This window comes from Paraburkholderia ferrariae NBRC 106233, assembly GCF_000685035.1.
GTDB classification, from domain to species: Bacteria; Pseudomonadota; Gammaproteobacteria; order Burkholderiales; family Burkholderiaceae; genus Paraburkholderia; species Paraburkholderia ferrariae.
On sequence record NZ_BAYB01000002.1, the window covers coordinates 342,003 to 364,183 of the forward strand.

20 protein-coding genes are annotated in these 22,181 nt (G+C 66.8%); 9 read left to right on the forward strand and 11 right to left on the reverse strand.

Annotated features, from left to right (window positions below; translation table 11 throughout):
• Positions 1–6 precede the first annotated feature (6 nt).
• Positions 7–714 carry a GntR family transcriptional regulator gene (locus BFE01S_RS01845; protein WP_028224122.1) on the reverse strand — a complete coding sequence of 236 codons (708 nt, stop codon included), beginning with the start codon at positions 712–714 and terminating at the stop codon, positions 7–9.
• A gap of 197 nt (positions 715–911) precedes the next feature.
• Between BFE01S_RS01845 and BFE01S_RS01850 the strand changes: the two genes are divergently transcribed.
• Positions 912–2,024 carry a porin gene (locus tag BFE01S_RS01850; RefSeq protein ID WP_028224123.1) on the forward strand — a complete coding sequence of 371 codons (1,113 nt, stop codon included), beginning with the start codon at positions 912–914 and terminating at the stop codon, positions 2,022–2,024.
• A 653-nt stretch (positions 2,025–2,677) separates the two neighbouring features.
• Here the strand turns inward: BFE01S_RS01850 and BFE01S_RS01855 are convergent.
• The gene (locus tag BFE01S_RS01855; RefSeq protein ID WP_028224124.1) at positions 2,678–3,283 is read right to left on the reverse strand and encodes a TetR/AcrR family transcriptional regulator; all 606 of its coding nucleotides are present in this window, start codon (positions 3,281–3,283) and stop codon (positions 2,678–2,680) included.
• A gap of 87 nt (positions 3,284–3,370) precedes the next feature.
• On the opposite strand from BFE01S_RS01855, the gene BFE01S_RS01860 reads away from it, so the two are divergent.
• The 3 genes from BFE01S_RS01860 to BFE01S_RS01870 all read left to right on the forward strand — a co-directional run bounded on the left by BFE01S_RS01860 (position 3,371) and on the right by BFE01S_RS01870 (position 7,187).
• Entirely contained in the window at positions 3,371–4,336 is a 966-nt protein-coding gene (locus tag BFE01S_RS01860) for an NAD-dependent epimerase/dehydratase family protein (protein WP_245621005.1), read from the forward strand.
• 2 nt (positions 4,337–4,338) lie between these two features.
• A complete protein-coding gene (locus BFE01S_RS01865; RefSeq protein ID WP_028224126.1) occupies positions 4,339–4,683 on the forward strand; it encodes a DoxX family protein in 345 nt (114 codons plus the stop codon).
• A gap of 113 nt (positions 4,684–4,796) precedes the next feature.
• Positions 4,797–7,187 carry a DNA polymerase II gene (locus BFE01S_RS01870; RefSeq protein WP_028224127.1) on the forward strand — a complete coding sequence of 797 codons (2,391 nt, stop codon included), beginning with the start codon at positions 4,797–4,799 and terminating at the stop codon, positions 7,185–7,187.
• Between the two features lie 3 nt (positions 7,188–7,190).
• On the opposite strand, the gene cobJ is transcribed toward BFE01S_RS01870, so the two are convergent.
• From cobJ to cobG, 4 genes are read right to left on the reverse strand one after another with little or no spacing between them, the layout of a single operon-like run.
• Positions 7,191–8,918, reverse strand: a complete 1,728-nt coding sequence (gene cobJ / locus BFE01S_RS01875) for a precorrin-3B C(17)-methyltransferase (protein ID WP_042336972.1) — start codon at positions 8,916–8,918, stop codon at positions 7,191–7,193.
• Positions 8,906–9,637 carry a precorrin-2 C(20)-methyltransferase gene (locus BFE01S_RS01880; RefSeq protein WP_028224129.1) on the reverse strand — a complete coding sequence of 244 codons (732 nt, stop codon included), beginning with the start codon at positions 9,635–9,637 and terminating at the stop codon, positions 8,906–8,908. The genes cobJ and BFE01S_RS01880 overlap by 13 nt, the downstream gene beginning before the upstream one ends.
• Complete coding sequence (locus BFE01S_RS01885) at positions 9,638–10,264, reverse strand: precorrin-8X methylmutase (protein WP_028224130.1); 627 nt, start codon at positions 10,262–10,264, stop codon at positions 9,638–9,640. It lies immediately after the preceding gene.
• Positions 10,257–11,651, reverse strand: coding sequence for a precorrin-3B synthase (cobG, locus tag BFE01S_RS01890; protein WP_028224131.1), 1,395 nt, complete (start codon positions 11,649–11,651; stop codon positions 10,257–10,259). The genes BFE01S_RS01885 and cobG overlap by 8 nt, the downstream gene beginning before the upstream one ends.
• A 185-nt stretch (positions 11,652–11,836) precedes the next feature.
• On the opposite strand from cobG, the gene BFE01S_RS45520 reads away from it, so the two are divergent.
• Genes BFE01S_RS45520 through cobM form a run of 3 tightly spaced genes read left to right on the forward strand, consistent with a single transcriptional unit; the run spans position 11,837 to position 14,531 of the window.
• Positions 11,837–13,060 (forward strand): bifunctional cobalt-precorrin-7 (C(5))-methyltransferase/cobalt-precorrin-6B (C(15))-methyltransferase, encoded by a 1,224-nt coding sequence (locus BFE01S_RS45520; protein ID WP_042336973.1) that lies wholly within the window; start codon positions 11,837–11,839, stop codon positions 13,058–13,060.
• The gene (locus tag BFE01S_RS45525) at positions 13,057–13,803 is read left to right on the forward strand and encodes a cobalt-precorrin-6A reductase (protein WP_028224133.1); all 747 of its coding nucleotides are present in this window, start codon (positions 13,057–13,059) and stop codon (positions 13,801–13,803) included. The genes BFE01S_RS45520 and BFE01S_RS45525 overlap by 4 nt, the downstream gene beginning before the upstream one ends.
• Positions 13,800–14,531 (forward strand): precorrin-4 C(11)-methyltransferase, encoded by a 732-nt coding sequence (gene cobM / locus BFE01S_RS01905; RefSeq protein ID WP_028224134.1) that lies wholly within the window; start codon positions 13,800–13,802, stop codon positions 14,529–14,531. The genes BFE01S_RS45525 and cobM overlap by 4 nt, the downstream gene beginning before the upstream one ends.
• A gap of 60 nt (positions 14,532–14,591) precedes the next feature.
• Here cobM and BFE01S_RS01910 read toward each other — a convergent pair whose 3' ends face one another.
• Positions 14,592–16,067 (reverse strand): sodium:solute symporter family protein, encoded by a 1,476-nt coding sequence (locus BFE01S_RS01910; RefSeq protein WP_028224135.1) that lies wholly within the window; start codon positions 16,065–16,067, stop codon positions 14,592–14,594.
• Complete coding sequence (locus BFE01S_RS01915) at positions 16,064–16,279, reverse strand: DUF3311 domain-containing protein (protein ID WP_028224136.1); 216 nt, start codon at positions 16,277–16,279, stop codon at positions 16,064–16,066. Before BFE01S_RS01915 ends, BFE01S_RS01910 begins: the two co-directional genes overlap by 4 nt.
• A 264-nt stretch (positions 16,280–16,543) precedes the next feature.
• Here BFE01S_RS01915 and BFE01S_RS01920 point away from each other — a divergent pair, with 264 nt between their 5' ends.
• A complete protein-coding gene (locus BFE01S_RS01920) occupies positions 16,544–17,224 on the forward strand; it encodes a MarC family protein (RefSeq protein ID WP_028224137.1) in 681 nt (226 codons plus the stop codon).
• A gap of 24 nt (positions 17,225–17,248) precedes the next feature.
• Positions 17,249–18,082, forward strand: a complete 834-nt coding sequence (locus BFE01S_RS01925) for a class II glutamine amidotransferase (RefSeq protein ID WP_028224138.1) — start codon at positions 17,249–17,251, stop codon at positions 18,080–18,082.
• Between the two features lie 31 nt (positions 18,083–18,113).
• Here BFE01S_RS01925 and BFE01S_RS01930 read toward each other — a convergent pair whose 3' ends face one another.
• The 3 genes from BFE01S_RS01930 to BFE01S_RS01940 form a co-directional block, all read right to left on the reverse strand.
• Entirely contained in the window at positions 18,114–20,162 is a 2,049-nt protein-coding gene (locus BFE01S_RS01930) for a PAS domain-containing hybrid sensor histidine kinase/response regulator (protein ID WP_028224139.1), read from the reverse strand.
• Between the two features lie 46 nt (positions 20,163–20,208).
• Positions 20,209–21,168 (reverse strand): glycosyltransferase family 2 protein, encoded by a 960-nt coding sequence (locus tag BFE01S_RS37050; RefSeq protein WP_042337079.1) that lies wholly within the window; start codon positions 21,166–21,168, stop codon positions 20,209–20,211.
• 241 nt (positions 21,169–21,409) lie between these two features.
• Positions 21,410–22,084, reverse strand: coding sequence for an HAD family hydrolase (locus BFE01S_RS01940; protein ID WP_028224140.1), 675 nt, complete (start codon positions 22,082–22,084; stop codon positions 21,410–21,412).
• Positions 22,085–22,181: the final 97 nt, after the last annotated feature.

Here is a 22,181-nt window from a genome sequence, read left to right on the forward strand (position 1 = left end):
GAACGTTCAGCTCAGATATTGCGAGACGACGCGGGCCGTCTCGTCGATGTGAGCGACCAGCAGCGAACATGCGCGCCCGGTGTCGCGCTTGAGCACCGCATCCATCAGCTCCTGGTGCTCGCTGACGATATCGCGCTCCAGCACTTCCTGCGGTAGCGGACCCGCGATACGCATGCGACGGTAGCGCTCGGAATGCCAGACTAGCTGCTCATCGATGCGGTGCAGCCAGTTCGAGCGCGCCGCGCTCAGTAGAGCATGGTGAAACCGCCGATGGGCATGCTCCCACCGGTGCCCGGCCGGCACATCGCCCGCCGCGGGCAGCGGCGTATGAACGAGCTTGTAAAACGCCGCAGTGATCTGCGCGCCCCATTCCTCGTCGCCGTGCCTGATGGCGTCCGCGAGAAGCTCTGTCTCGATCTTTTTGCGCACATCGAGGATGTCCAGCAGATCATCAAGGGACGCTTCGGCCACCCTGAAGCCCCGCTGGCCTTCATTGGTGACGAGCCCATCACAGCTGAGCAGCATCAGCGCCTCGCGAATCGGACTGATGCCGACGCCATACCGCTCCTGCAGCGCCTGCGGCCGCAGCTTTTCGCCCGGCGCGAACACGCCGGCCAGCAAGTCGTTCTGCAAGTGCTCGTACGCCTGTTCCGAAAGCGTCGTTTTCGGCAATTGCGCCGGGCTACGTTGTCCTGACCGCACCTTCTGATCCATTTCCCGTCTCCGTGAAGCCATTCGACGGCTTCATATTTGACCCCCAAGTATATACGCAAGCCATCTTGATAGGGAAAACGCGAATTTTTCCAAACTCTAAATAATTTATATGGACATAATAATTTATAAAGTTTAACGTCCGTCATGACGGTGACGCAGCGACGCGTGACTTCAACCAACAAGCCAAGGGGAACGGAATGAAACGTCAGTTGTTGTTGTCTTGTGTGCCTTTGATCGTGGCAGGTCCAGCGTGCGCGCAAAGCAGCGTGACGCTGTACGGGATACTTTCAGAGGGGGTGATGTACACCAGCAACGCGGGGGGACATCAGCAATGGCAACTGGCGAGTGGGGTCCAGCAATCGCCGCGCTTCGGTTTCACAGGCCGGGAAGATCTCGGCGGCGGCAATCGGGCGATCTTCACGCTGGAAAGCGGTTTCAGCATGAGCAACGGGACCTTGGGTCAAGGCGGTCGCCTGTTCGGCCGACAGGCTTTCGTCGGCCTTGCCAACGATCGCTTTGGGCAACTGACGTTCGGGCGCCAGATCGACACCATGTCGCAAAGCCTCGGGCCGTATGAAGCGGCCGTTCAGTTCGCGACGTACGGGCCGCCGATCGGCGACAACGACAATATCTTTCCCACGTTTCGCATCAACAACGCGGTCCAGTACAAAAGCGTGAACATGTTTGGCGTTCAGGTGCTGTCACAGTACGCGTTCTCCAACATGGCCGGCGGTTTTGGCAACAACAGGGATTTCAACGCGGCGGCCACGTATGGTAACGGGCCATTCAGCATGGGCGCGGCCTATCACGTCGTCGATATACCGAACAGCACGACGAACACTGCCGGCGCCGTGTATGGCGACTACGGGTTCACGTCGCCGTTCGTGACGAGCACGAAGGGCGCATCGGTCAGCAAGCAGCAGATGTATGGCGTGGGTAGCTCATACGTTCTGGGAAGCGCAAAGTTCTCGCTGATGTATACGCACTCCGAGTTCGACTATCTCGACGCGTCGAAACTGAGCCTGAGCAACTACGAAGCCACGGCGACCTATAACATCTCGCCGGCCCTGCTTGCAGGCTTCGGATACATCTACACGAACGGACACTACAACGTGACCGGCCAGGATCCGAAGTGGCATCAGATCGACGCCGGTATTGACTGGTTCCTCTCGAAGCGCACGGATCTTTTCCTTGTGGGCATCTTCCAGAAGGCCGCGGGAGATGCCCGGTTCGCGCAGATCTACTACAACTCGCCATCGAGTTCACGCGAGCAGACTTCCGTCTCGTTTGGGATCAGGCATAAATTCTGAAGAGTGTCCGGGGCTGAGCGGGGGGAACGCCGTTCAGCTCCCGGAAGGTCGCACGACGGCAAATCGCATCGCGGCGAACCAACTTTGACGGGTCGGAATCGGTGGCGGTCAAGCAGACTATGACCGTTGAGTATCCGACGGCTGCCAGTCCCCGGACGTAGGACCCAGGGGCAGAAGCGGGTCGGATCATGCCGTCTGCACGACCCACTCGGCTCTCATAACGCGTAGATAGCCACGCAACGCCGGATTCAGCACACGAGCGCAGCGCGCGATTTTGGAGGCGGTCGCTGTCCAATGGGTTTCCTTTTGGAGCGATGCCGGCAAGTTTGCGGAACGTAAAGTTGGACGACATACCGGCAATGGATTCCGGAGGCGTCATGGACAATTGAGCAAATGGGCGAGCTCCGATCAGCGTGCCTCGTTTCCCATTAAAAGCCATACGGTTGCCCGGTTATTGCCGTGGTAGCCACCGCTCCTGTCCTTAAGCGTTCAGGCGATGGCGGAACGTTGCAGGATGCGGCGCTCGCATCGCTTGCGGCGCTTGGTCATCGAGAATGCTGCGCGATGATTACCGTTGGAAACCTTGCGTCGGAGCGTCTATTTCTGAGTCGGGGATTTTTGCCCAACGCCGAGCCGTACTCCTGAAGCACTCCTTACCGAAGCGCAGCCGCCACCGCCTCCTCGATCTGCATCGCAAAGCGCGCCTCGACATTAGTCACCGTGTAGCCAATCGACAGTTCCAGATACGCGTCGCCCAGCACCAACTGAACAAATGTCGCTGCCCGCATTGCAGCGGTCGATTCGTCAAAGCGCTTTCGCAGGATTTCCGCGGCGATGGCACGTACGACCTTTGCACCATTTTCGTAGAACACCTGACCCAGTTCCGGAAGGCGCTCGGCCTCGGCAACGATGGCCCGGTAAAGCCGCAGGTTATCCGGCGTGATCAGGCTTTGCGCCAATAGCCATCCCAGCTTGCGCAACTCGACTTCGGGCGAGCCATCGGATTGCGCGTCCTGAGCGCCGGCAAGCAGTCCACCCACCTGCGCGCACATCGCGCTCACCAAACCCACGAAAAGCGCTTCCTTCGACCTGAAGTGACGGTAGACCGTCTGTTTGCCGACGCCTGCCGCCGCCGCGACGTCGTCCATCGTTGCCAGTCCGAAGCCCTGGCTTAGAAAAACGGCTCTCGCGCCGTCGAGGATGGCGGACCGCTTGCGGCGTTGCAGCGGGCTCAGGTCGGGGAGAGCGGGAGCGTTCATACGAAATAAATACCAGATCGTCAGGCCGTTGACAAGACTGATCAGTCTCGTTTACATTTGACGAAACGAGACTTATGAGTCTCGTTTGTGTGGCGGTCCAACTTCACAGGCAATCGTTGGGAGAACGCTTTGGAATTGTTCATGACAGGCGGTACGGGCTACATCGGGCAAGCGGTTGCGCGCAGGGCAATCCGTCTCGGCCATCGGGTGACGGCGCTGGTGCGCGAGGAGCGGTCGGCGGCCGCAAGCGCGCTGGCCCGTCTCGGCGTGAAACTGCATGCCGGCGACCTGCGCGAGCCACAGTCTTTCGCCGCAACTGCCGGTGCCGCCGATGGCGTGGTGCACGCCGCATCGACCAACGATGCGTCTGCCGCTGTGGCGGATGAGGCTGCCGTCGTAGCGATGCTGGCTCATTTGCGGCCGGGCGCGGCGTTTGTCTACACGTCGGGCACCTGGGTCTACGGCAATACGGCGGGGGAGGCCGCAACGGAGGCTTCGGCGCTGAACCCCACGCCGCTCGTCGCCTGGCGGCCCTCAGTGGAGCAGCGTGTGCTGGCGCTGGCAGCGAGCCGGTCGATTGCCGCGGTGATTCTCAGGCCGGCGATGGTGCACGGCCACGGTGGCGGCATCTTCGGCATGCTTGCCGCGATGGTTCGTCAGACCGGCAGCGTGAGGGTCGTCGGCGAGGGGCGCAATCGCTGGCCAGCCGTTCACGTCGATGATCTCGCCACAGCGTATCTGGGCGCGCTGGAGCAGGCCGAAGCCGGAGATAGCCGCGTCGCGGGACACCTCTTCAACGTGGTCGCGGAAGAGGCCGTTGCCGTGGCCGAAATGGCGGAAGCGATTCGAGCCTCGGTTGGCGCCGGTCGTGTCGAACTCTGGCCGCTCGACGATGCCCGCAACGCGCTTGGACCGTTCGCTGACGCCCTGGCGCTCGACCAGGCAGTGAGCGGCCAGCATGCACGGCGCGTGCTTGCGTGGGAATCCCGTGGCTCCGGCCTGATTGCGGACCTCTCTGCAAAAGAACACTTTCAGCCACTTGGCGGAGCATGATCATGGCGTGGGACAGTACGTTTCTCGAATCGACGCTCGCGATAATCGTCGCGGTTCTGTTCGCCGTTGCGGGCGTGATCAATCTCGCAAGACCGGGCGCGGTGAAGCGCGACTTCGCACGCTGGGGTTATCCGGCATGGTTTCAGTTGCTCTGCGGCGCGCTTGAATTGCTCAGTGCGGCACTTCTTGCCGGACAACAAACCCGGGTCCTGGGCCTGATGTTGGCCGGTGCGATCATGATTGGCGCGCTCTTCACGCTGCTGCGAAATCGGGAGCCGTTCCGGCATCTCGCGCCGGCGCTGGTCTTTTCTGCGCTGATCGTGGCCACTCTGGCTGCCCGCGGTTGAGGCTTCTTCGCCATCGGACGAGTGAGCACGGAACGCTAACGGGTCGCGCGCGCAGCCGCGCAACCTCGCCGTATTAAAATGCCCGGAGATCACATAGACGGCTGGGTATGGCTTTGACCGATTTTCAGGAGGGTTACATTCTGACGCGCCATTGGCGCGATGCGGGCACGCATACCGAGGTCGAATTCTGGCTGTCCACGCCGGCCGGGCCGCGTCTGTTGCGTTTGCGTCCGCAGCCCTCCATCGCGTTCGTTCCGGCCGACCAGCAGGCCGAAGCCGAGCGGCTGCTCAAAGGCGAAGCACGCGTCGAGCTTCGTTCGCTCTCGCTCACGGATTTTCGCGGACGTCCCGTGATGGGGCTCTACATGCCGCAGTATCGCCAGCTCGCGGGCCTTGCCAAGCGGCTCGCCAAAGCGGGCGTGGATGTGTACGAGGCCGATATTCAGCCGCCCGAGCGCTACATGATGGAGCGCTTCATCACGGCGCCGGTACTCTTTCGCGGCGATCCCGATCAAGCCGGCGAGCACCACGATCCCCACGCAGCCGGCCGTCTGCTCGACGGCGAACTGCGGCCGGCAACGCAATATCGTCCGCAATTGAAGCTGGTGTCGCTCGATATCGAAACGAGTGCTCGGGGCGAGCTATATTCGATTGCGCTCGAAGGCTGCGGTCAGCGCCAGGTCTTCATGCTCGCGCCCGCAAACGGCGACGCAAGCGGGCTCGATTTCCAGCTCGACTACTGCGCAGACCGGCCGCAGATGCTCGAACGCCTGAACGCCTGGATGGCGCAGCACGACCCCGATGCGATTATCGGCTGGAATCTCGTGCAGTTCGATTTGCGCGTGCTGCGCACGCATGCGGAGCAATACGGCGTGCCGCTGCGCCTTGGCCGCGGCGGCGAGGTCATGGAGTGGCGCGAGCACTCCACGCAGCAGCACTATTTCGCCGCGGCGGCGGGCCGCCTCATCATCGACGGCATCGAGGCGCTGCGCTCCGCCACGTGGAGCTTCCCCTCGTTCAGCCTCGAATATGTCGCGCAGGCGCTGCTCGGCGAAGGCAAGTCGATCGACAATCCGTATCAGCGCATGGACGAAATCCAGCGCCGCTTCGACGAGGACAAGCCCGCGCTCGCGCGCTACAACCTCAAGGACTGCGAACTGGTAACGCGCATCTTCGAGAAGACCGAGCTCATGGCCTTTTTGCTCGAACGCGCTGCAGTCACCGGGCTTCCTGTCGATCGAACCGGCGGCTCCGTCGCGGCCTTCACGCATCTGTATCTGCCGCGCATGCATCGCCTTGGCTACGTCGCGCCGAATCTTGGCGATGTCACGGGCGAGAACAGCCCCGGCGGCTTCGTGATGGACTCGCGCCCGGGTATCTACGATTCGGTGCTGGTGCTCGATTACAAGAGCCTGTATCCGTCGATCATTCGCACCTTTCTTATCGATCCGGTCGGGCTGATCGAAGGCCTGCGCCATCCGGCGGACGACCAGTCCGTGGCGGGTTTTCTCGGCGCGAGATTTTCGCGCGAGAAGCACTGTCTTCCGGAGATCGTCCGCCAGGTCTGGGAAAGCCGCGACACCGCCAAGCGCCAGCAGAATGCGCCGCTCTCGCAGGCGTTGAAGATCATCATGAACGCGTTTTACGGCGTGCTCGGTTCGACCGGCTGCCGTTTTTTCGACCCGCGCCTTGCTTCTTCGATCACGATGCGCGGGCACGAGATCATGCGCAAGACACGCGAGCTCATCGAGGCGCAGGGTTACGACGTGGTTTATGGCGATACGGATTCGACTTTTGTCTGGCTCCGGCGTGCTTATGGAGAAGAGGAGGCCGTGCAAACGGGCAAGGCGCTCGTCGAGCATGTGAACGCGTGGTGGAAGACCGAACTGCGGGAGCGCTACGGGCTCGAAAGCGCACTGGAACTGCAGTTCGAGCGGCATTATTCGCGCTTTCTCATGCCCACCGTGCGCGGCGCGGAGGAGGGCAGCAAGAAGCGCTACGCGGGACTTACGCGCGCGAAGGACGGCAGCGACGAGGTGGTGTTCAAGGGACTCGAAACGGTCCGCACGGACTGGACGCCGCTTGCGCAGCAGTTCCAGCGCGAGTTATACCGGCGCGTTTTCAAACGCGAGCCCTATGCCGACTACATCCGCGAGTATGTGCGCCGAACCTTGAGCGGCGAACTCGACGATCAGCTCGTCTACCGAAAGCGGCTGCGCCGGCCGCTGAGCGACTATCAGCGCAACGTGCCGCCCCACGTGCGCGCGGCGCGCGTGGCCGACGAATTCAACCGCGAGCAGGGGCGGCCGTTGCAGTATCAGAACGGCGGCTGGATCAGCTACGTGATGACCGTGGCCGGGCCGCAACCGCTGGAGACGCTGGCGGCGCCGGTCGATTACGCGTTCTATGTGACGCGTCAGTTGCAACCGGTTGCGGATGCCGTGCTCGTTTTTCTGAGCGACGACTTTGAAACCGTCACGTCGGGGCAAGCCCGGCTTTTCTGAAGCTCAGTCCGCGGGCGGGGTCTCGTCGCGATACCAGCGCGGCGTATAGACCCACTCGCCGCCGCCGCCGTCTCCGCGCGCGAAGCCGCGTGTGGTGGACGATCCGACTATCACCATCGTGCGCATGTCCACGTCGTCGGCGCGCAGCGCGCCGAGCGTGGTATGGCGCACGGACCCGCCGGGGCGTCCCACATCGCGGCCCAGCACCACGCGCGTTTGCGGGCTGCGGTGCGCACGCACGATTTCCAGCGCACGGTCGAGCTGCCACGGCCGCGCGCGCGAGATCGGGTTGTAGAACGCCATGACGAGATCGGCTTCGGCGGCGTGCGCGAGGCGCCGCTCGATGACAGCCCAGGGCTTGAGATTGTCCGAGAGCGACAGCATGCAGAAGTCGTGGCCGAGCGGCGCGCCCGCGAGCGCGGCTGTGGCGAGCGCCGCCGAGATGCCGGGGACGATTTCGAGTTCGACCGCGTGCCAGCGCGCATCGTCCGAGGCTTCGAGGGCTTCGAGCACGGCGGCCGCCATCGCGAACACGCCGGGGTCGCCCGACGACACCACGGCCACGCGCCGTCCTTCGCTGGCCAGGTCGAATGCGTGGCGGGCGCGCTGCAATTCTTCGCGGTTGTCGGTGGCGTGGCGGCGCTGGCCGTCGCGCAGCGGGCCGGCCATCTCGACATAGGTGGCGTAGCCCACGATGTCGGTGGCCGCATCGAGCGCGGCACGGGCCGCCGGCGCCAGTAGCCCGGCGTGGCCCGGGCCGAGGCCGAGCACCGTGAGTTTGCCGCGGGCGCGGCCGAGTGCGTGCGGATCGACGGGCGCATCGCAGACCACGAGCGCTATTCCATTTGCTTCGGTATGCGTAGCAAATCCACAGGCGTCGAGCAATGCAGTTGGTGTAGCGGGGGAGATTGCGCCGGCCGCATCGGCGAAGCGCAGCGGTACACCCAGACTCGCCGCCACGTCTGCCCACGCGGGATCGCTCATGCTCCCGGCGGGAGCGAGCAACGCCGCGAGCGCAAGCGAGGCATAGCCCTGCGACGCAAGCGCTTCCCGCACCGCATCGGCGAGTCCTGCGTGCGGCCGGCACACCGCCGCGACGATGCAGCGCGGATGGATCACGAGCGCTTCGCGCGAGCCGTCCCATGTGCGCGGACTCACACGAATCGCGCGAGGCGCGTGCGGGTCGCGCGGCAGGTCCACGCTGTCGAGCCAGGGCGCGGTGCCTTCGATGCGCGTGGGCTCGCCTGCGAGCAGATCGGAAACGAAGCGCTTGCCTTGGTCCAGGCTCGACAGGGCGTAGCCCGCGGGCGGATCGAGCAGACAGGTGCCAAAGCGCAGTTCGCCGCTCGTGGTGATCGCGGGCGCGATGCCGAGTGCGTCGCCTATCGTGCGTGCCATGACGTTCACGCCCGCGAGACCGCCGAGCAGCGGCACGACGGCGCTGCCATCTTCGGCGAGTGCGAGCACGGGCGGCTCCGCGCCCTTGTTCGCGAGCAGCGGGGCGACGCAGCGGATCACGATGCCGGCGGCGCACAGCGCCACGACAGGCGTGCCGCTCGCGTAGAGCGCGCGCAGATGGGCGCCGAGTTCGCGGAAGGCGATGTCGCCTTCCGCTCGGCCTTGCAGCGCATGCACTTGCGCGCCCGGGTAGCAGCGCTGCACCCGCCGCGCCGTTTCAAGCGCACCGGGTCCGAGTATCACGATGGCGGGCGGCAAAGTCAGCGCTGCCATTTTTCCCCCGGCACGACCAGCAGGGAAAAATAGGGCGACGCCATAGGATCGACTTCGTCGAGTGCCACGATGCGCTGATTGGCCATCGTTGCGCGCTCGACGTAGAGCGCGCGGTCCGCGAGTCCCAGTTCGCCCAGCACGCGGCGCACTTTGTCGAAGTTGCGGCCGAGTTTCATGATGACGGCGGCATCCGCATCGGCCAGGCGGCGGCGCAGTTCGTCTTCGGGCAGCACGCCCGAAAGCACGCACAGGCTCTGGTTGCGATAGACGAGCGGCACGCCCAGCACGGCTGCGCCGCCGAGCATCGAACATACGCCGGGTACCACCTCGGCTTCGTAGCGTGCTGCAAGCCGGTCGTGCAGGTACATGTACGAGCCGTAGAAGAACGGGTCGCCTTCGCAGATCACGGCCACGTCGCGGCCCGCGTCGAGATGCGTCCCGACGACCGCGGATGCCGTATCGTAGAAGTCGGCGATGATTGCCTCGTACGAGAGCGGCGGCTCCAGGGCTTCGGTCGTGACGGGATAGACGAGCGGCAGGTGGGTCTGGCTCGCTTCGAGATGCGTTTCGACAATCCCGAAGGCGTTGCCCTTCTTGCCCTTGGCGACGAAATATGCCACCACGGGCGCCGATTTTAGAAGGCGTACCGCCTTGAGCGTGAGAAGCTCGGGGTCGCCGGGGCCGACGCCGATACCGTAGAGGCGCCCTTTACGGTTCATTTATTCGGTCTCCGAAGCAAGTGCGTTGACGGCTGCGGCGGCCATGGCGCTGCCGCCGCGCCGGCCGCGCACGACCACGAAGGGCACGCCGTGCGCGCCGTGCGCCAGCAGCGCCTTCGATTCCGCCGCGCCGACAAAGCCCACCGGCATGCCGACAATCAGCGCCGGCCGCGGCGCGCCTGCGGCCAGCATGTCGAGCAGATGAAAGAGCGCGGTTGGCGCGTTGCCGATGGCGACCACGCTGCCTGCCAGATGCGGCCGCCACAGTTCGAGCGCGGCGGCCGAGCGCGTATTGCCGATCTCGCCGGCGAGGCCGGGCACGCGGGGATCGTCGAGCGTGCAGATCACCTCGTTGCCGGCGGGCAGGCGTGCGCGCGTGATGCCGTGGGCCACCATCTTTGCGTCGCACAGGATGGGGGCGCCGGCAGCCAGCGCCGCGCGGCCCGCGAGTCCCGCGCCTGCGGAAAACGCGAGGTCGGCGGTGATGTCGGTCATGCCGCACGCGTGAATCACGCGCACGGCGAGTTTTTCGAGGTCGGGCGCAATGCCCGTGAGGTCGGCTTCGGCGCGGATCGTCGCGAACGATTCGCGGTAGATCGCCGCGCCGTCGCGCAGGTAGTCAGACATCGGGGGTGCTCCGGGGCGGCTGCGCAAGTCGTTGCGCAGCGGCTTCGATCGTCAGATGGGAGGCGACGAGGCGGCCGAATCCGGCATGCGCCGCGTCGCGTGCGTAGAGGTCGTAACAGCCGTGCGCGACGGCAAGCAGGGTCCACGGTGCGCGATGGGCTGCGGCACACGAACGCTCGCAGCCGCTCAGATGCACGTCGGCCTGCGCGGGGAGCGAGGCCGCGAGACGCTGCGCATCGGCCTTCGTGTCGGCGCGGCTTTTCGCGCAGCCCGCCGAGCCCGTGCATGCAATCAGCCGTGCGAGCGGTGCGGCGGGGTCCGTGACGAGACCCAGCGTGCGCAGTTGCGCGAGGACAAGCGACATCGCGCCGGCCGCCACGTTGGGCAATATCACGCCCTGCCACGGTGTGATGCGCAGCGTGGCGTCGCCGTGCGTTTGCGCGAGCGATGCGAGCGCGTCGAGGGTGCCGGCATCGAGCCTGGCGAGCGGCGGTTGCGCGCCGGCATAGCCGGTACCATCCGCATGCAGCGCGTGGGCGCCGAGGCGGGCTGCCGTCTCGACGGATGCGCGAGTCCATCGGCATACGGACTCGTCGCGCAACGGTGCGAAATCCAGGTAGCGTTGGGCGTGTTGCAGGACTGCGTGCGCGCCATGCACCGCGCAGACTTCGCGCATGCGGCGCTTGTCGTCTTGCGCGAGGTCGAGGAAGGCATGCAGCAGCGCGCGGATCAGGGCAGGCACCTGCGCGGGCGTAACGGCGCCCAGCGCGCCGTCGCAAGGCGTGCCTGCCAGGCCGAACGCGAAGGCCACGCTGTCTTCATGGGCCAGCGCCGCGAGCCAGATGTCGTGGGGATGATCGAGCGCCGCGAGCCGTTCGCCGCCATCCACGAGCAAGGCGAATTTCGGCGAGAGCGCTGCGAAGCGAGCCTCGCCTTGCAGCAGGTCGAGGATCGGCGCGACCAGTTGCGTCGTATCGAAGCATGCTTCGGGATCGCAGCCCGCCAGTGGGCTCAGCATCAGGTTGCGCAGATCGTCGGCGGCGCAGGCGTTTTCGCGGGCTGCCGCGTCGTGACCGGGTATGGCGGGCACATCGGCTTCGGGGCCCAGGCCCGCACGCATGAGCGTTTCGCTCAACGCATGTTCGCTGCCCGCGCATACGCCGCGTACTTGCAGGTTCGCGCGGTTCGTCAGTTCGATGGCACCGCTTGCATGCGTGCGCGCCGCCTGGGCGACGGCTTGCGCCTGCGTTGCCGTGAGCCGGCCTCCGGGCAGGCGGATGCGGCACAGGCCGCCGTCACGCGCCGCGACCACGCGCAGCAGCCCCGGGCACGCAGAACGGCGCGCCGCAGCGGAGCTGGCACAGGCAAGGGGGGAGTCGTGTTTCAAGGGCACACCAGGTTCGGGGCGCGCGGGGCGCAAAGGGCCTGGCTGTTGCGTTCCGGGCCTGGCATCGAATCTGGCCCGGGCCTGTCGGGCGCCGGCGGACACGGTATTATGCCCGTTTTCAGGCGCAGCCCCGGGCAAAGGGCGGCTTTGGCAGGACGCAAATGCAGGACTTGAACGGAGAGTGCATGCAGGGCACGCACGCGTGGCTGACGGTGATCGGCATCGGTGAGGACGGCTACGCGGGACTCGGGCGCGCGGCGCGGCGCGCGCTCTTCGATGCCCAGGTGGTGATGGGCGGCGCGCGCCATCTTGCGCTGCTGCCCGCGCGCGTGCGCGCCCGCCGCGAGCCCTGGCCGCAGCCCTTCAGCGTCGAAAGCGTGCTCGCGCAGCGCGCCGCGGGCCTGCGGCTGTGCGTGCTGGCAAGCGGCGACCCCATGCTGTTCGGTGTCGGCGCCACGCTGGCGCGGCGCGTGGCGCCCGAAGAGATGGCGGTGCTGCCCGCGCCGTCGTCGCTGTCGCTGGCGGCGGCACGGCTTGGCTGGGCGCTCCAGGACGTGGCCGCGGTGTCGCTCGTCGGCCGGCCGCTCGACGGACTGCGGCGTCATCTGCATGCCGGGGCGCGCGTGCTGGCACTGAGCGCCGATGGCCGCACGCCGGCCGCACTCGCGGCGTGGCTCGCCACGCTCGGTTTCGGCGCCACGCGTTTGACCGTGTTCGAACACCTGGGCGGCGAGCGGGAACGCCGCATCGACGGCCGTGCCGATGGCTGGCCGGGCGGCGAAGTGGCCGCGCTCAATCTCGTCGCGCTCGAATGCGTGGCCGACGCGCATGCCAACGCGCGCGCGTGGACCCTCACCCCGGGGCTGCCCGACGAGGCCTATCTGCACGACGGCCAACTCACGAAGCGCGACGTGCGCGCGCTCACGCTCGCGCGGCTCGCGCCCACGGCGGGCGCGCTGCTCTGGGACGTGGGCGCGGGCAGCGGCTCGATCGGCATCGAATGGATGCGTGCGCATCCAGCGTGCCGGGCGATTGCCATCGAATCGCATGTCGAACGCCAGCGTTTCATCGAACACAATCGCGAGGCGCTGGGCGTGTCTGCGCTGCAGCTCGTAGCGGGCCGCGCACCCGATGCACTGGCGGGCCTCGCGGCGCCCGACGCCGTGTTCATCGGCGGCGGCGTGACGGTGCCCGGCGTGCTGGAGACCTGCTGGGACCGGCTCACAAGCGGTGGCCGCCTCGTGGCGAACGCCGTGACGCTGCAGAGCGAAGCCGCGCTCGTGGCCTGGCGCGCGCAGCATGGCGGCACGCTTACCCGCATCGGCATCGGCGAAGCGGAGCCGCTGGGCCGCTTCGACACGTGGCGGCAGGCGTTGCCCGTCACGCTCTACGAGGCCACGAAACCGTGACGGCGCGCCTGCTCCTGCTGGGCGGCACCGGCGACGCGTTGCGTATCGCCCGGCAACTGGCGGCGCCGCATGTCTATAGCCTCGCGGGCCTCGGCCGCGTGCCCGACGACCTTGCCTGCGAGGTGCGGGTGGGGGGCTTTGGCGGCACCGAGGGGCTCGCGCGCTATCTGGAGACCGCGCGCATGACCGTGGTGGCCGATGCCACGCACCCCTACGCGGCGCAGATCAGCGCGAACGCGGCGCGCGCGTGCGCCGCGGCGGGCGTGGCGTACTGGGCGCTGCGGCGTGCGCCGTGGCAGCCGCAGCCCGGCGACGACTGGCGCAGGGTCGATGGCTGGCAGGGGGCGATGGCCGCGCTCGCGCCGTTCGAGCGCCCGCTCTTCACGCTGGGGCGCGAGCCGCTCGCCCACCTCGACGAGGTGCCCGCGCATCAGCACTGGACGATCCGCTGTCTCGACGCGCACCCGGGCCACGCGCGCGCCCGCGTGATCGACGCGCGCGGACCGTTCACGCCCGAGGGCGAACGCAGCTTGTTCAGCGAGGCGCGCATCGACGTGGTGGTCAGCAAGAACAGCGGCGGCGCGGCCACCGAGGCAAAGCTCGGCGTAGCGCGCGAGCGGGGCCTGCCGGTCGTGATGCTGCGCCGCCCCGTGCTGCCGGCTGCCGGGCGCGAGTTCGAGTCGGTGGAATCGCTGCTCGACGCGCTGGGCGCCGCTCATTTTCTTCGGAACGTCACGCAATGACCGTCTTTTTCATCGGCGCCGGACCGGGCGACCCGGAGCTCATCACCGTCAAGGGGCAGCGGCTTGTGCGCAGTTGCCCCGTGATTCTCTACGCGGGCTCGCTCGTGCCGCCCGCCGTGCTCGAAGGACATCGCGCCGCGCAGGTGGTGGACACGGCGCCGCTCACGCTCGACGAAATCGTCGCGCTGCTGCACGAGGCGCATCGCCACGGCCGCGATGTCGCGCGCGTGCATTCGGGCGACCCCTCGCTCTATGGTGCGATTGGCGAGCAGATCCGCCGCTTGCGCGAGCTTGGCATTCCTTATGAAATCGTGCCCGGCGTCACGGCGACGGCTGCCTGCGCGGCGGCGCTCGGCTGCGAGCTCACGCTGCCGGGCGTCTCGCAAACGCTGATCCTCACGCGCTATGCGACGAAAACCGCGATGCCCGAGGGCGAGCAACTGGGCGATCTCGCCCGCCACCGCGCGACGCTGGCGATCCACCTGGGCGTGCGCCATCTCGCGCGCATTGTCGGGGAACTGCGCCCGCATTACGGCGAGGCCTGCCCGGTCGCCGTGATCTACCGGGCGAGCTGGCCCGACGAAGAGCGCGTGACAGGCACGCTGGCCGACATCGTGGAGAAGGTGCGCGCCACCGATATCGAGCGCACGGCGCTCATTCTGGTGGGCGACGTGCTGGCGGCGGAAGGCTTCGCCGACTCGACGCTCTACGGCGCGGCGAAGCGCTGATCGCAGGGGAAGCGCCGGACGCGCATGGCGCCCGGCGCGATGGAGGCAGAGAGTGCGGCGTCAGTGCGCGCCTGCGTGCGTATGGCCTGCGTGCGTGCGCGGCTGCGTTACCGCGCTGACCACGGCGAGCACGATCACGTTCACGCCGAGCGCGAGGAAGCCAATGTTGATGTCCTTGAGCGCATCGGGCGCGAACGGAATGAGCTGTGCGACGCTCACGTGCAGGAGCGTGGTCACGACCACCACGGCCACGCCCGCGAGGATCCCGCAGAAGGCCCCTTGTTTCGTGGCGCGGTTGCGTGCCGCAAGGCTGCATACGAGCGCCGGGAACAACTGCGTCACGAAGTTGTAGCCCATCAGCAGCAACGCGACGATGGTGTCGCCGCCCTTCAGCGTGAAGCCCACCGCCACGAGTGCGATGACCGGCACGAGCATGCGTGCGAGGTTGCGCACGCGGGCATCGTCGGCGTTTTTCATCATCGCGCCGCGATAGACGTCGTTGGCGAGCAATGTGGAGGCGGTGGTGAGGATCATGGAGCCCGGCACGAGCGCCGTGAGCACGCCGGCTGCGCCGATCACGCCGACAAACCACGGATCGAAGGTCTGCAGCGCGAGCTTGAAGAGCGAGAGGTCGATGTTGCCGCCCTTCAGGCCCGGCACCTTCAGCACGGCGGCGAAGCCGCAGAAGAACACGAACAGCAGAATGAGCTGGTAGAGCGGCAGGATCGCTGCGTTGCGGCGGAAGATGCGTTCGTTCTTCGCGGTATAGACCGAGCCGAACGTATGCGGCCACATGAAGAAGCCGAGCGCCGTGAGCAGCACCGTGGACTGGAACCACGTCACGCTCTGGCCTTTGGCCGGGAAGGTGAGGAAGCCTGGCTTGGCGGCGTCGATGGCGCGGAACATCCCGCCGAGGCTGCCGTAATGATGAACGGGCAGATAGATGCCGAGGAAGATCGCGATGGCCAGGATCATCACGTCCTTCACGACCGAATTCCACGCGCAGCCGCGCACGCCCGAAACGATCACGTAGGCGGTCACCACGAACGCGCCCATCCAGACCGCGGCCGTGGAAGGAATTGCCCCGTACGAGGTCGTGGAGACGATGATGCCGAGGCCCTTGAGCTGCAGCACCAGATACGGCACGAGGGCCGCCACGCCGACGAGCGCGACCAGCACGCCGAGCGCGGGGCTCTGGTACTTGCGCGCGAAGAAGTGGGGCTGCGAGACGAGACGGTGCGCCTTCGCGAAGCGCCAGATGGGCGGCAGCATCCAGTACGAGATGATGTACGCGAGCGTGGCATAGGCGAGGATGTAATAGACCGGCGCACCCTTGCCGTAGGCGAAGCCGCTGCCGCCGAGGAAGGTGAAGGTCGTGTAGATTTCGCCCGCCATGAGCAGGAACACGAAGGCGGTGCCGAAGCTGCGCCCGCCTACCGACCACTGCTCGAGATCCATGTCGTGGCCGCGCCGCGCACGCATGCCCAGATAAAGCGCGACCAGCGTGATGGCGGCGATAAGAACGAGTGCGCTCATGATTGCACCTCGCCCGCGTCGTTCAGCGGTTCGCGGTTGATGGGATCGAGCCGGTACACGATCGCCATGATCGCCGCGGTGAGCACGACCCACATCACGATCCACGCCAGCACGAGCGGCATGCCGAGCACGAGCGGCTCGGTGCGGTTGACGAACGGCACCCCGAGCAGGATGCCGATGAAGGGCAAGGCAGCGAGCAACCGCAATGACATGAACAACTCCTCTTATATGACTATAAAAAGGACAACGTCGTGACCAGCGCCGTTGCGCTCACTCTATGCTTGGTGAGGGTGCCCCGTAAAGGTGCCAATAATGCCGTATGTATTTTGAAAGCATGCTGCGGCGCGGGATCGCGGCCGGGCGCCGGCGGCGGCAGGCGCAGAAGAGGCACGCGCGCCGCCGATCCAGTTACACTGCACGCGAGCCGGATCGCGGGGGGCATGCCGTGGCCGGACTATCCCTACCGGATCGACTTCATGATCGAAAGCCTCATCTCAGACATTTTGTTCGGCTTCACCGGACTCATCAGCATCATCAATCCCATCGGCATTGCGTTCGTCTTTCTCGACCGCACCGCCTGGCTCAGCGACGAAGAGCGGCGCCAGCTCGCCTGGCGCGTGGCCATGAACGCGTTCTTCGTGCTGCTCGTGGCATTCTTCGTCGGCACGCCCATCCTGCACTTCTTCGGCATTTCCATGGAGGCGCTGCGCATCGGCGGCGGCCTTGCGGTGGCCGTGAGCGGCTGGCAAATGCTCAATGCACCCGAAACGCCGGTGGAAAAGGAGCAGGACCCGGCGGTCAAGCGCGTCGGCCCGGAGTCGGCCACGGGCAAGGCGTTCTTCCCGCTCACGGTGCCGCTCACCACGGGCCCCGGCTCCATCGCCACGGCCATTGCGCTCAACGCGAACCGCACGCACAAGCTTTCGGCGTGGCTGCTCTCCGGCATTGCCTCCATCGTCATTTCGGCGCTGGTGATGGTGGTGATCTATTACGTGTACAGCCGCGCCGCGCGCCTTTCGAAATACCTCGGCGTGGAAGGCACGCGCGTCGCCATGCGCATTTCTTCGTTCCTGCTGTTATGTATCGGCGTGCAGATCATTCTGACCGGGCTCACGGGCTTCCTCACCCCTATCGCCGACCTGCGCGGCGCGAACTGACCGACCGTCACGAAGGAGTGCAACATGTGCCGCTGGCTCGCCTATTCGGGCAATCCCGTCCATCTGGAAACCGTGCTGTTTCGCGCGCGCCATTCGCTGATCGACCAGAGCCTGCATTCGAAGCTCGGCGCGACGACGACCAACGGTGACGGCTTCGGCCTCGGCTGGTACCAGCATCCGCACGACATTCCCTATCGCTACCGCAGCATCCAGCCCGCCTGGAACGACCGCAACCTGCGCGAACTCGCGCGCGCCGTCACGGCGCCGATGTTCATCGCGCACATTCGCGCGGCCACGCATACGCCGGTGCAGGAAACCAACTGCCATCCGTTTCGCCACCGGCGCTGGATGTTTGCGCACAACGGGCTGATCGAGAGCTTTCCGCTGGTGCGGCGCGACCTGCTCGTGGCCATCGATCCGGAGCGCTTCAACGCGCTCGAGGGATCGACGGATTCGGAAGTGATGTTCTATCTGGCGATGACCTTCGGGCTCGAACACGAACCCGTGCCAGCGCTCGAACGCATGGCCGGGTTCGTCGAAGCGACGGCGAGGCGCCGCGGTATCGAACGCCCGCTCAACATGACCATTTGCGCGAGCGACGGCGAGCAGCTCGTGGCCGTGCGCTATTCGAGCGAGGGCAAGTCGCGCTCGCTCTATCACAGCAACTCGTTCAGGCACCTGCACGAACTCTATCCCGACGATCCGCGCATTACGGGCGCGGGCGACGACGCCTATCTGATCGTCTCGGAGCCGCTCGTCGATTTGCCCGATGCGTGGGTCGAAGTGCCGGAGGCCACTGCGATTATCGTGCGCGGCCCGCAGGTGGATTACCGGCAGTTCGTGCCGGTCGGCCCGTGACGTTGGGGCGGCCCGGCGCTCGCCGCTTCGCTTATGTCTTCGCTTGCGCCGATCCTGGCGCCGGCTGCCGCCGTTCGGCGGCGCGCGCGAGCACTTCGTCGAAGCGGGCCGCATCCACGGGCTTCACGAGATGCATTTCGAAGCCCGCTGCGCGCGTGAGCTCCACGTCGGCGGCCTGGCCGAAGCCGGTCATCGCGGCGAATAGCGTATTCGCGAGCCGCACCTCCCCGCGCAGTTCGCGCAGCGCCGCATAGCCGTCGATCTCGGGCATGGCGATGTCGATCAACGCTGCGTCCGGCGTGAAATCCGCAATCCGCTCGCGTGCCTGTCTGGCGCTGTAGGCGACGCGTACGTCGTGACCCTTGAGTTCGAACAGCATCGCGAGACTGTCCGCGGAGTCGCAGTTGTCGTCCACGATCAGCACGCGTAATGCGGGCAGTGCGGGCGCCGCGGGAACGGACGGCGCCGCGTGCGCCGCGCCTGCGAGCGGCGGTGACAGCGGCGATAACGAGGGGGCCGACGAGAGCGGCCCAAGCCCATGCATGCCGGTGCGCTCGAGCGGCAGGCGGATGCTGAACGTGCTGCCGGTGCCCGGCCCCGCGCTCGTTGCCGAAATCGTGCCGCCATGCAGTTCCACCAGCGAGCGGCACAGCATCAGGCCTATCCCGAGGCCGTTTTCGCTCGGGCCGGGCAGCGTGCGGTCCTGGCTGAAGAGCCCGAAAATCGATTCGAAGGTGCCGGGCCGCAGGCCCCGGCCGTGGTCGCGAACCTGGATTTGCGCGACCCGCGAGGCGGCATGCACGTCGATGACGATGCGGCTGCCGTCGGGCGAGAACTTCGAGGCATTGTGCAGCAGGTTCTGCAGCACTTGGACGAGACGCGTATGGTCGCCGATCATGCGCAGCGGCGTCTCGGGCACCTGCACGTCCACCTGCTGGCCGCGCCCGGCAGTGAACGGCTGCGCCGCTTCCACGGCATGCGCGATCACTTCGTGGAGTTCGAGCGGCGCCTCGCGCAGCTCGATCTTGCCGGAGGTGATGCGGCCCACGTCGAGCAGATCGTCCACGAGCCGCGTGAGATGCACGATCTGCCGTTCGATGAGGTCGCGCGCGCGGTCCGTTTCGGCGCTCGTCAGCGGCGCGAGCCGCAGGGTCGCAATGGCGTTGCGCACCGGCGCGAGCGGATTGCGCAGTTCGTGGGCGAGCAGTGCGAGAAACTGCTTCATCTGCTCGCTCGAATGTTCGAGCTCTTCGTTGCGGCGGCTTTCGGTCAGGTCGCGCGTGACTTTCGCGAAACCGGTGAGGCGCCCTTGCGCGTCGTGGATTGCCGTGAGGGTGACATTGGCCCAGAACATCGAGCCGTCCTTGCGCACGCGCCAGCCTTCGTTCACGCTGCGGCCTTCTTCGGCGGCACGGCGCATCTCGGCCTCGGGCAGGCCGTCGGCGAGGTCTTCTATTGGATAGAACACCGAAACATGCTGGCCGACGATTTCGGCGGGGCGATAACCGATCAGGTTGGTCGCGCCGCTGTTCCAGCTCACCACGTGGCCCTCGGGATCGAGCATGAAGATCGCGTAGTCGCTCACATTCTCCACGAGCAGCCGGAAGCGCTCTTCGGAAAGGCGCAGCGCCTCCACCTGGCGGCGCTCGACCGTGAGATCGCGCGTGACTTTCGCGAAGCCCGCGAGCGAACCGTCGTGCTCGCGCAGCGCGGTGATGACGACGTTGGCCCAGAACATCGAGCCGTCCTTGCGCACGCGCCAGCCTTCGTCGTTGAAGCGGCCGTGCAGGACGGCCTGCTCGAGTTCGTGCTCGGGCCAGCGCCGCGCCTTGGCTTCTTCGGTGTAGAAACGCGAAAAATGCTGGCCGATGATTTCGTGGGCTTCGTAGCCCTTGATGCGCGCCGCGCCGCGATTCCAGGTCGCCACGCAGCCTTCGGGGTCGAGCAGGAAGATCGCGTAGTCTTCGATGGGCTGCACGAGCGCCTCGAAACGGCGGCTGCTGTGGCCGACGGCGGCGAGGCTCTCGGCCTGCGGGGCGGCGCTGCCTGGCGGCGCGAGGCCGGAGTCGGGCTTCGTCATGGTCCTCGACCAGATAGGGGGCAGTGCAGGCAGTGTGCGGCCCAGCTCACCATGCGCGTTGTCCCGAGCGGTCGTACTTCTCGGCCATGGCCGGAATGCCCACGCGCACGTGCCGCTGGGCGCGCCGCACCTGGCGCGTGAGCAGCACGACGTGCGGCGGCACCACGCGGCGGCGGCGCAGCGTCCAGAACGCGCCGCGCAGCAGCGCGAAACCTGCGGGCCCGAGCGAGCGCTGGCGCGCAAAGACCGCGAGCGCGCGGCCGGTGGCGGCGAGCGCGTCGCGCGCCGGCAGGCGCATCCAGGCGACCCACGCCGAATTGCGCGCGAGCGTGCATTGCTGCGTGCGCGTGAACCAGCGGTAGAGCGGCTCGCGATGCGCGAGCGCGTTCTCGCAATAGACGATCGAATGGCCGGCGGAAAGCACGTCGAGTGCGGCGAGCTCTTCGGCGCCGCCGCGCGAGAGCCGCTCTTCGTAGCCGCCCAGTGCGCGGAACACGCTTACCCGGAATATGCACGCGCCCGCCATGAAATTGGCGAGCGCGGGGCCGGGCAGGCCGTCGCCGCCGGGCGAGGTGGCGGCGAACATCAGGCAGGCCGGATGGATCTCGCGTTCGTCCGCGTCGGCCACGCAGGCATTCAGCACGGCCACGCCGGGATTCGCGTCGAGCAGTTGCGCGGCGCGGGCCAGCGCGCCCGGCGCAAACCAGGTACTGTCGTCGCAGCAGGCGACGTATTCGGTGCGCGCGAGCGCCACGGCGCGGTTGAAGCCGGCCATGCCGAGGTCGCGCAGGCCCTGAACGATGCGCACCTGCGGAAACAGCGAGGCGAGCAGGCCGATGGTGGAGTCGGTCGAGCCGTTGTCGGCCACGATCACGCGGGGGTGTTCCGGCAACGCGATGAGACGGGCGACGGTATCGACGGTCTGGCGGACGTGATTGCGCGTCAGCACGACCACGGTCACGCGCGAGGCGGGCTGGGAACCGGGGGCAGGGGCTAAGGCGTTCATCGCGGTCGAGCGGCGCAAGCCGGACGTCCATGTTGTAGTGATTGCAATCAGCATACGCCGAAGGCGCGCGGCGTGCACCACGGACTGTGGGCTCGGGCACGGCGATGGAAGCGGGTTTGGCGGCGGTTTTGCCGGGTTTTACCCGTGGATTCGCAAATGCCTGACCGCAAGCGGCATGCCCGGTGAAGCGGCGGCCGGGCTATCGCCGGTTTGCGCGTGGCCGGAGCCACCGGCCACACCATCAATTGCGCGCGGCGACTTCGTCGAGGTGGTAGAGCAGATCGGCGGGATCTTCATACACGCGCAGCGCGCCCGCGCGTTCGAGTTCCTGGGTGCCGTAGCCGCCCGAAAGCAGCCCGACCCCGAGCGCGCGGCAGCGTTGTGCCGCCAGCATGTCCCAGACGCTGTCGCCCACCACGATGCAGCGTTCGATCGGTACGTTCAGCCGCAACGCCGCGCCGACGAACAGGTCGGGGTCGGGCTTCGCGTGACGCACCTCGTCGCGGGTGACGACGGTGGTCACGGCCGGGTCCACGCCGAGCGCAGCGAGGTTCACGGACGCCGTTTCGAGCCGCCCGCTGGTCGCGATCGCCCAGGGAATCTGCGCGGCCGTGAGCGCGTCGAGCAGGGCGCGGGCACCGGGCAGCGGGCGGATCTGGTCGGCGTGGCGGCGGTAGGCGTCGGCATGCAGTTGCTGCAGGCGCAGGAGGCGTTCGGGCGAGATGGCCTCGTGCGTTTCGCGCAGCAACTGGTTCATGAACAGGCCGCCGCTCATGCCGATGCGGCGATGAATGCGCCATACGGAGAGCTCGATGCCGTCGGCATCGAGTGCGTCTTTCCATGCGAGCACATGTTGATAGACGCTATCGACGAGCGTGCCGTCGAGATCGAACAGAAAGGCGGTGTCGTTGCGCATCGGAAACTCCGGGGAAGCAGAGGGCGGCGCGATGTTGCAGCGCCGCGCGGAAAAAGTGTACGCCGGTCGCTCGCAGCGTGCGTCCGGCGCGGGGGCA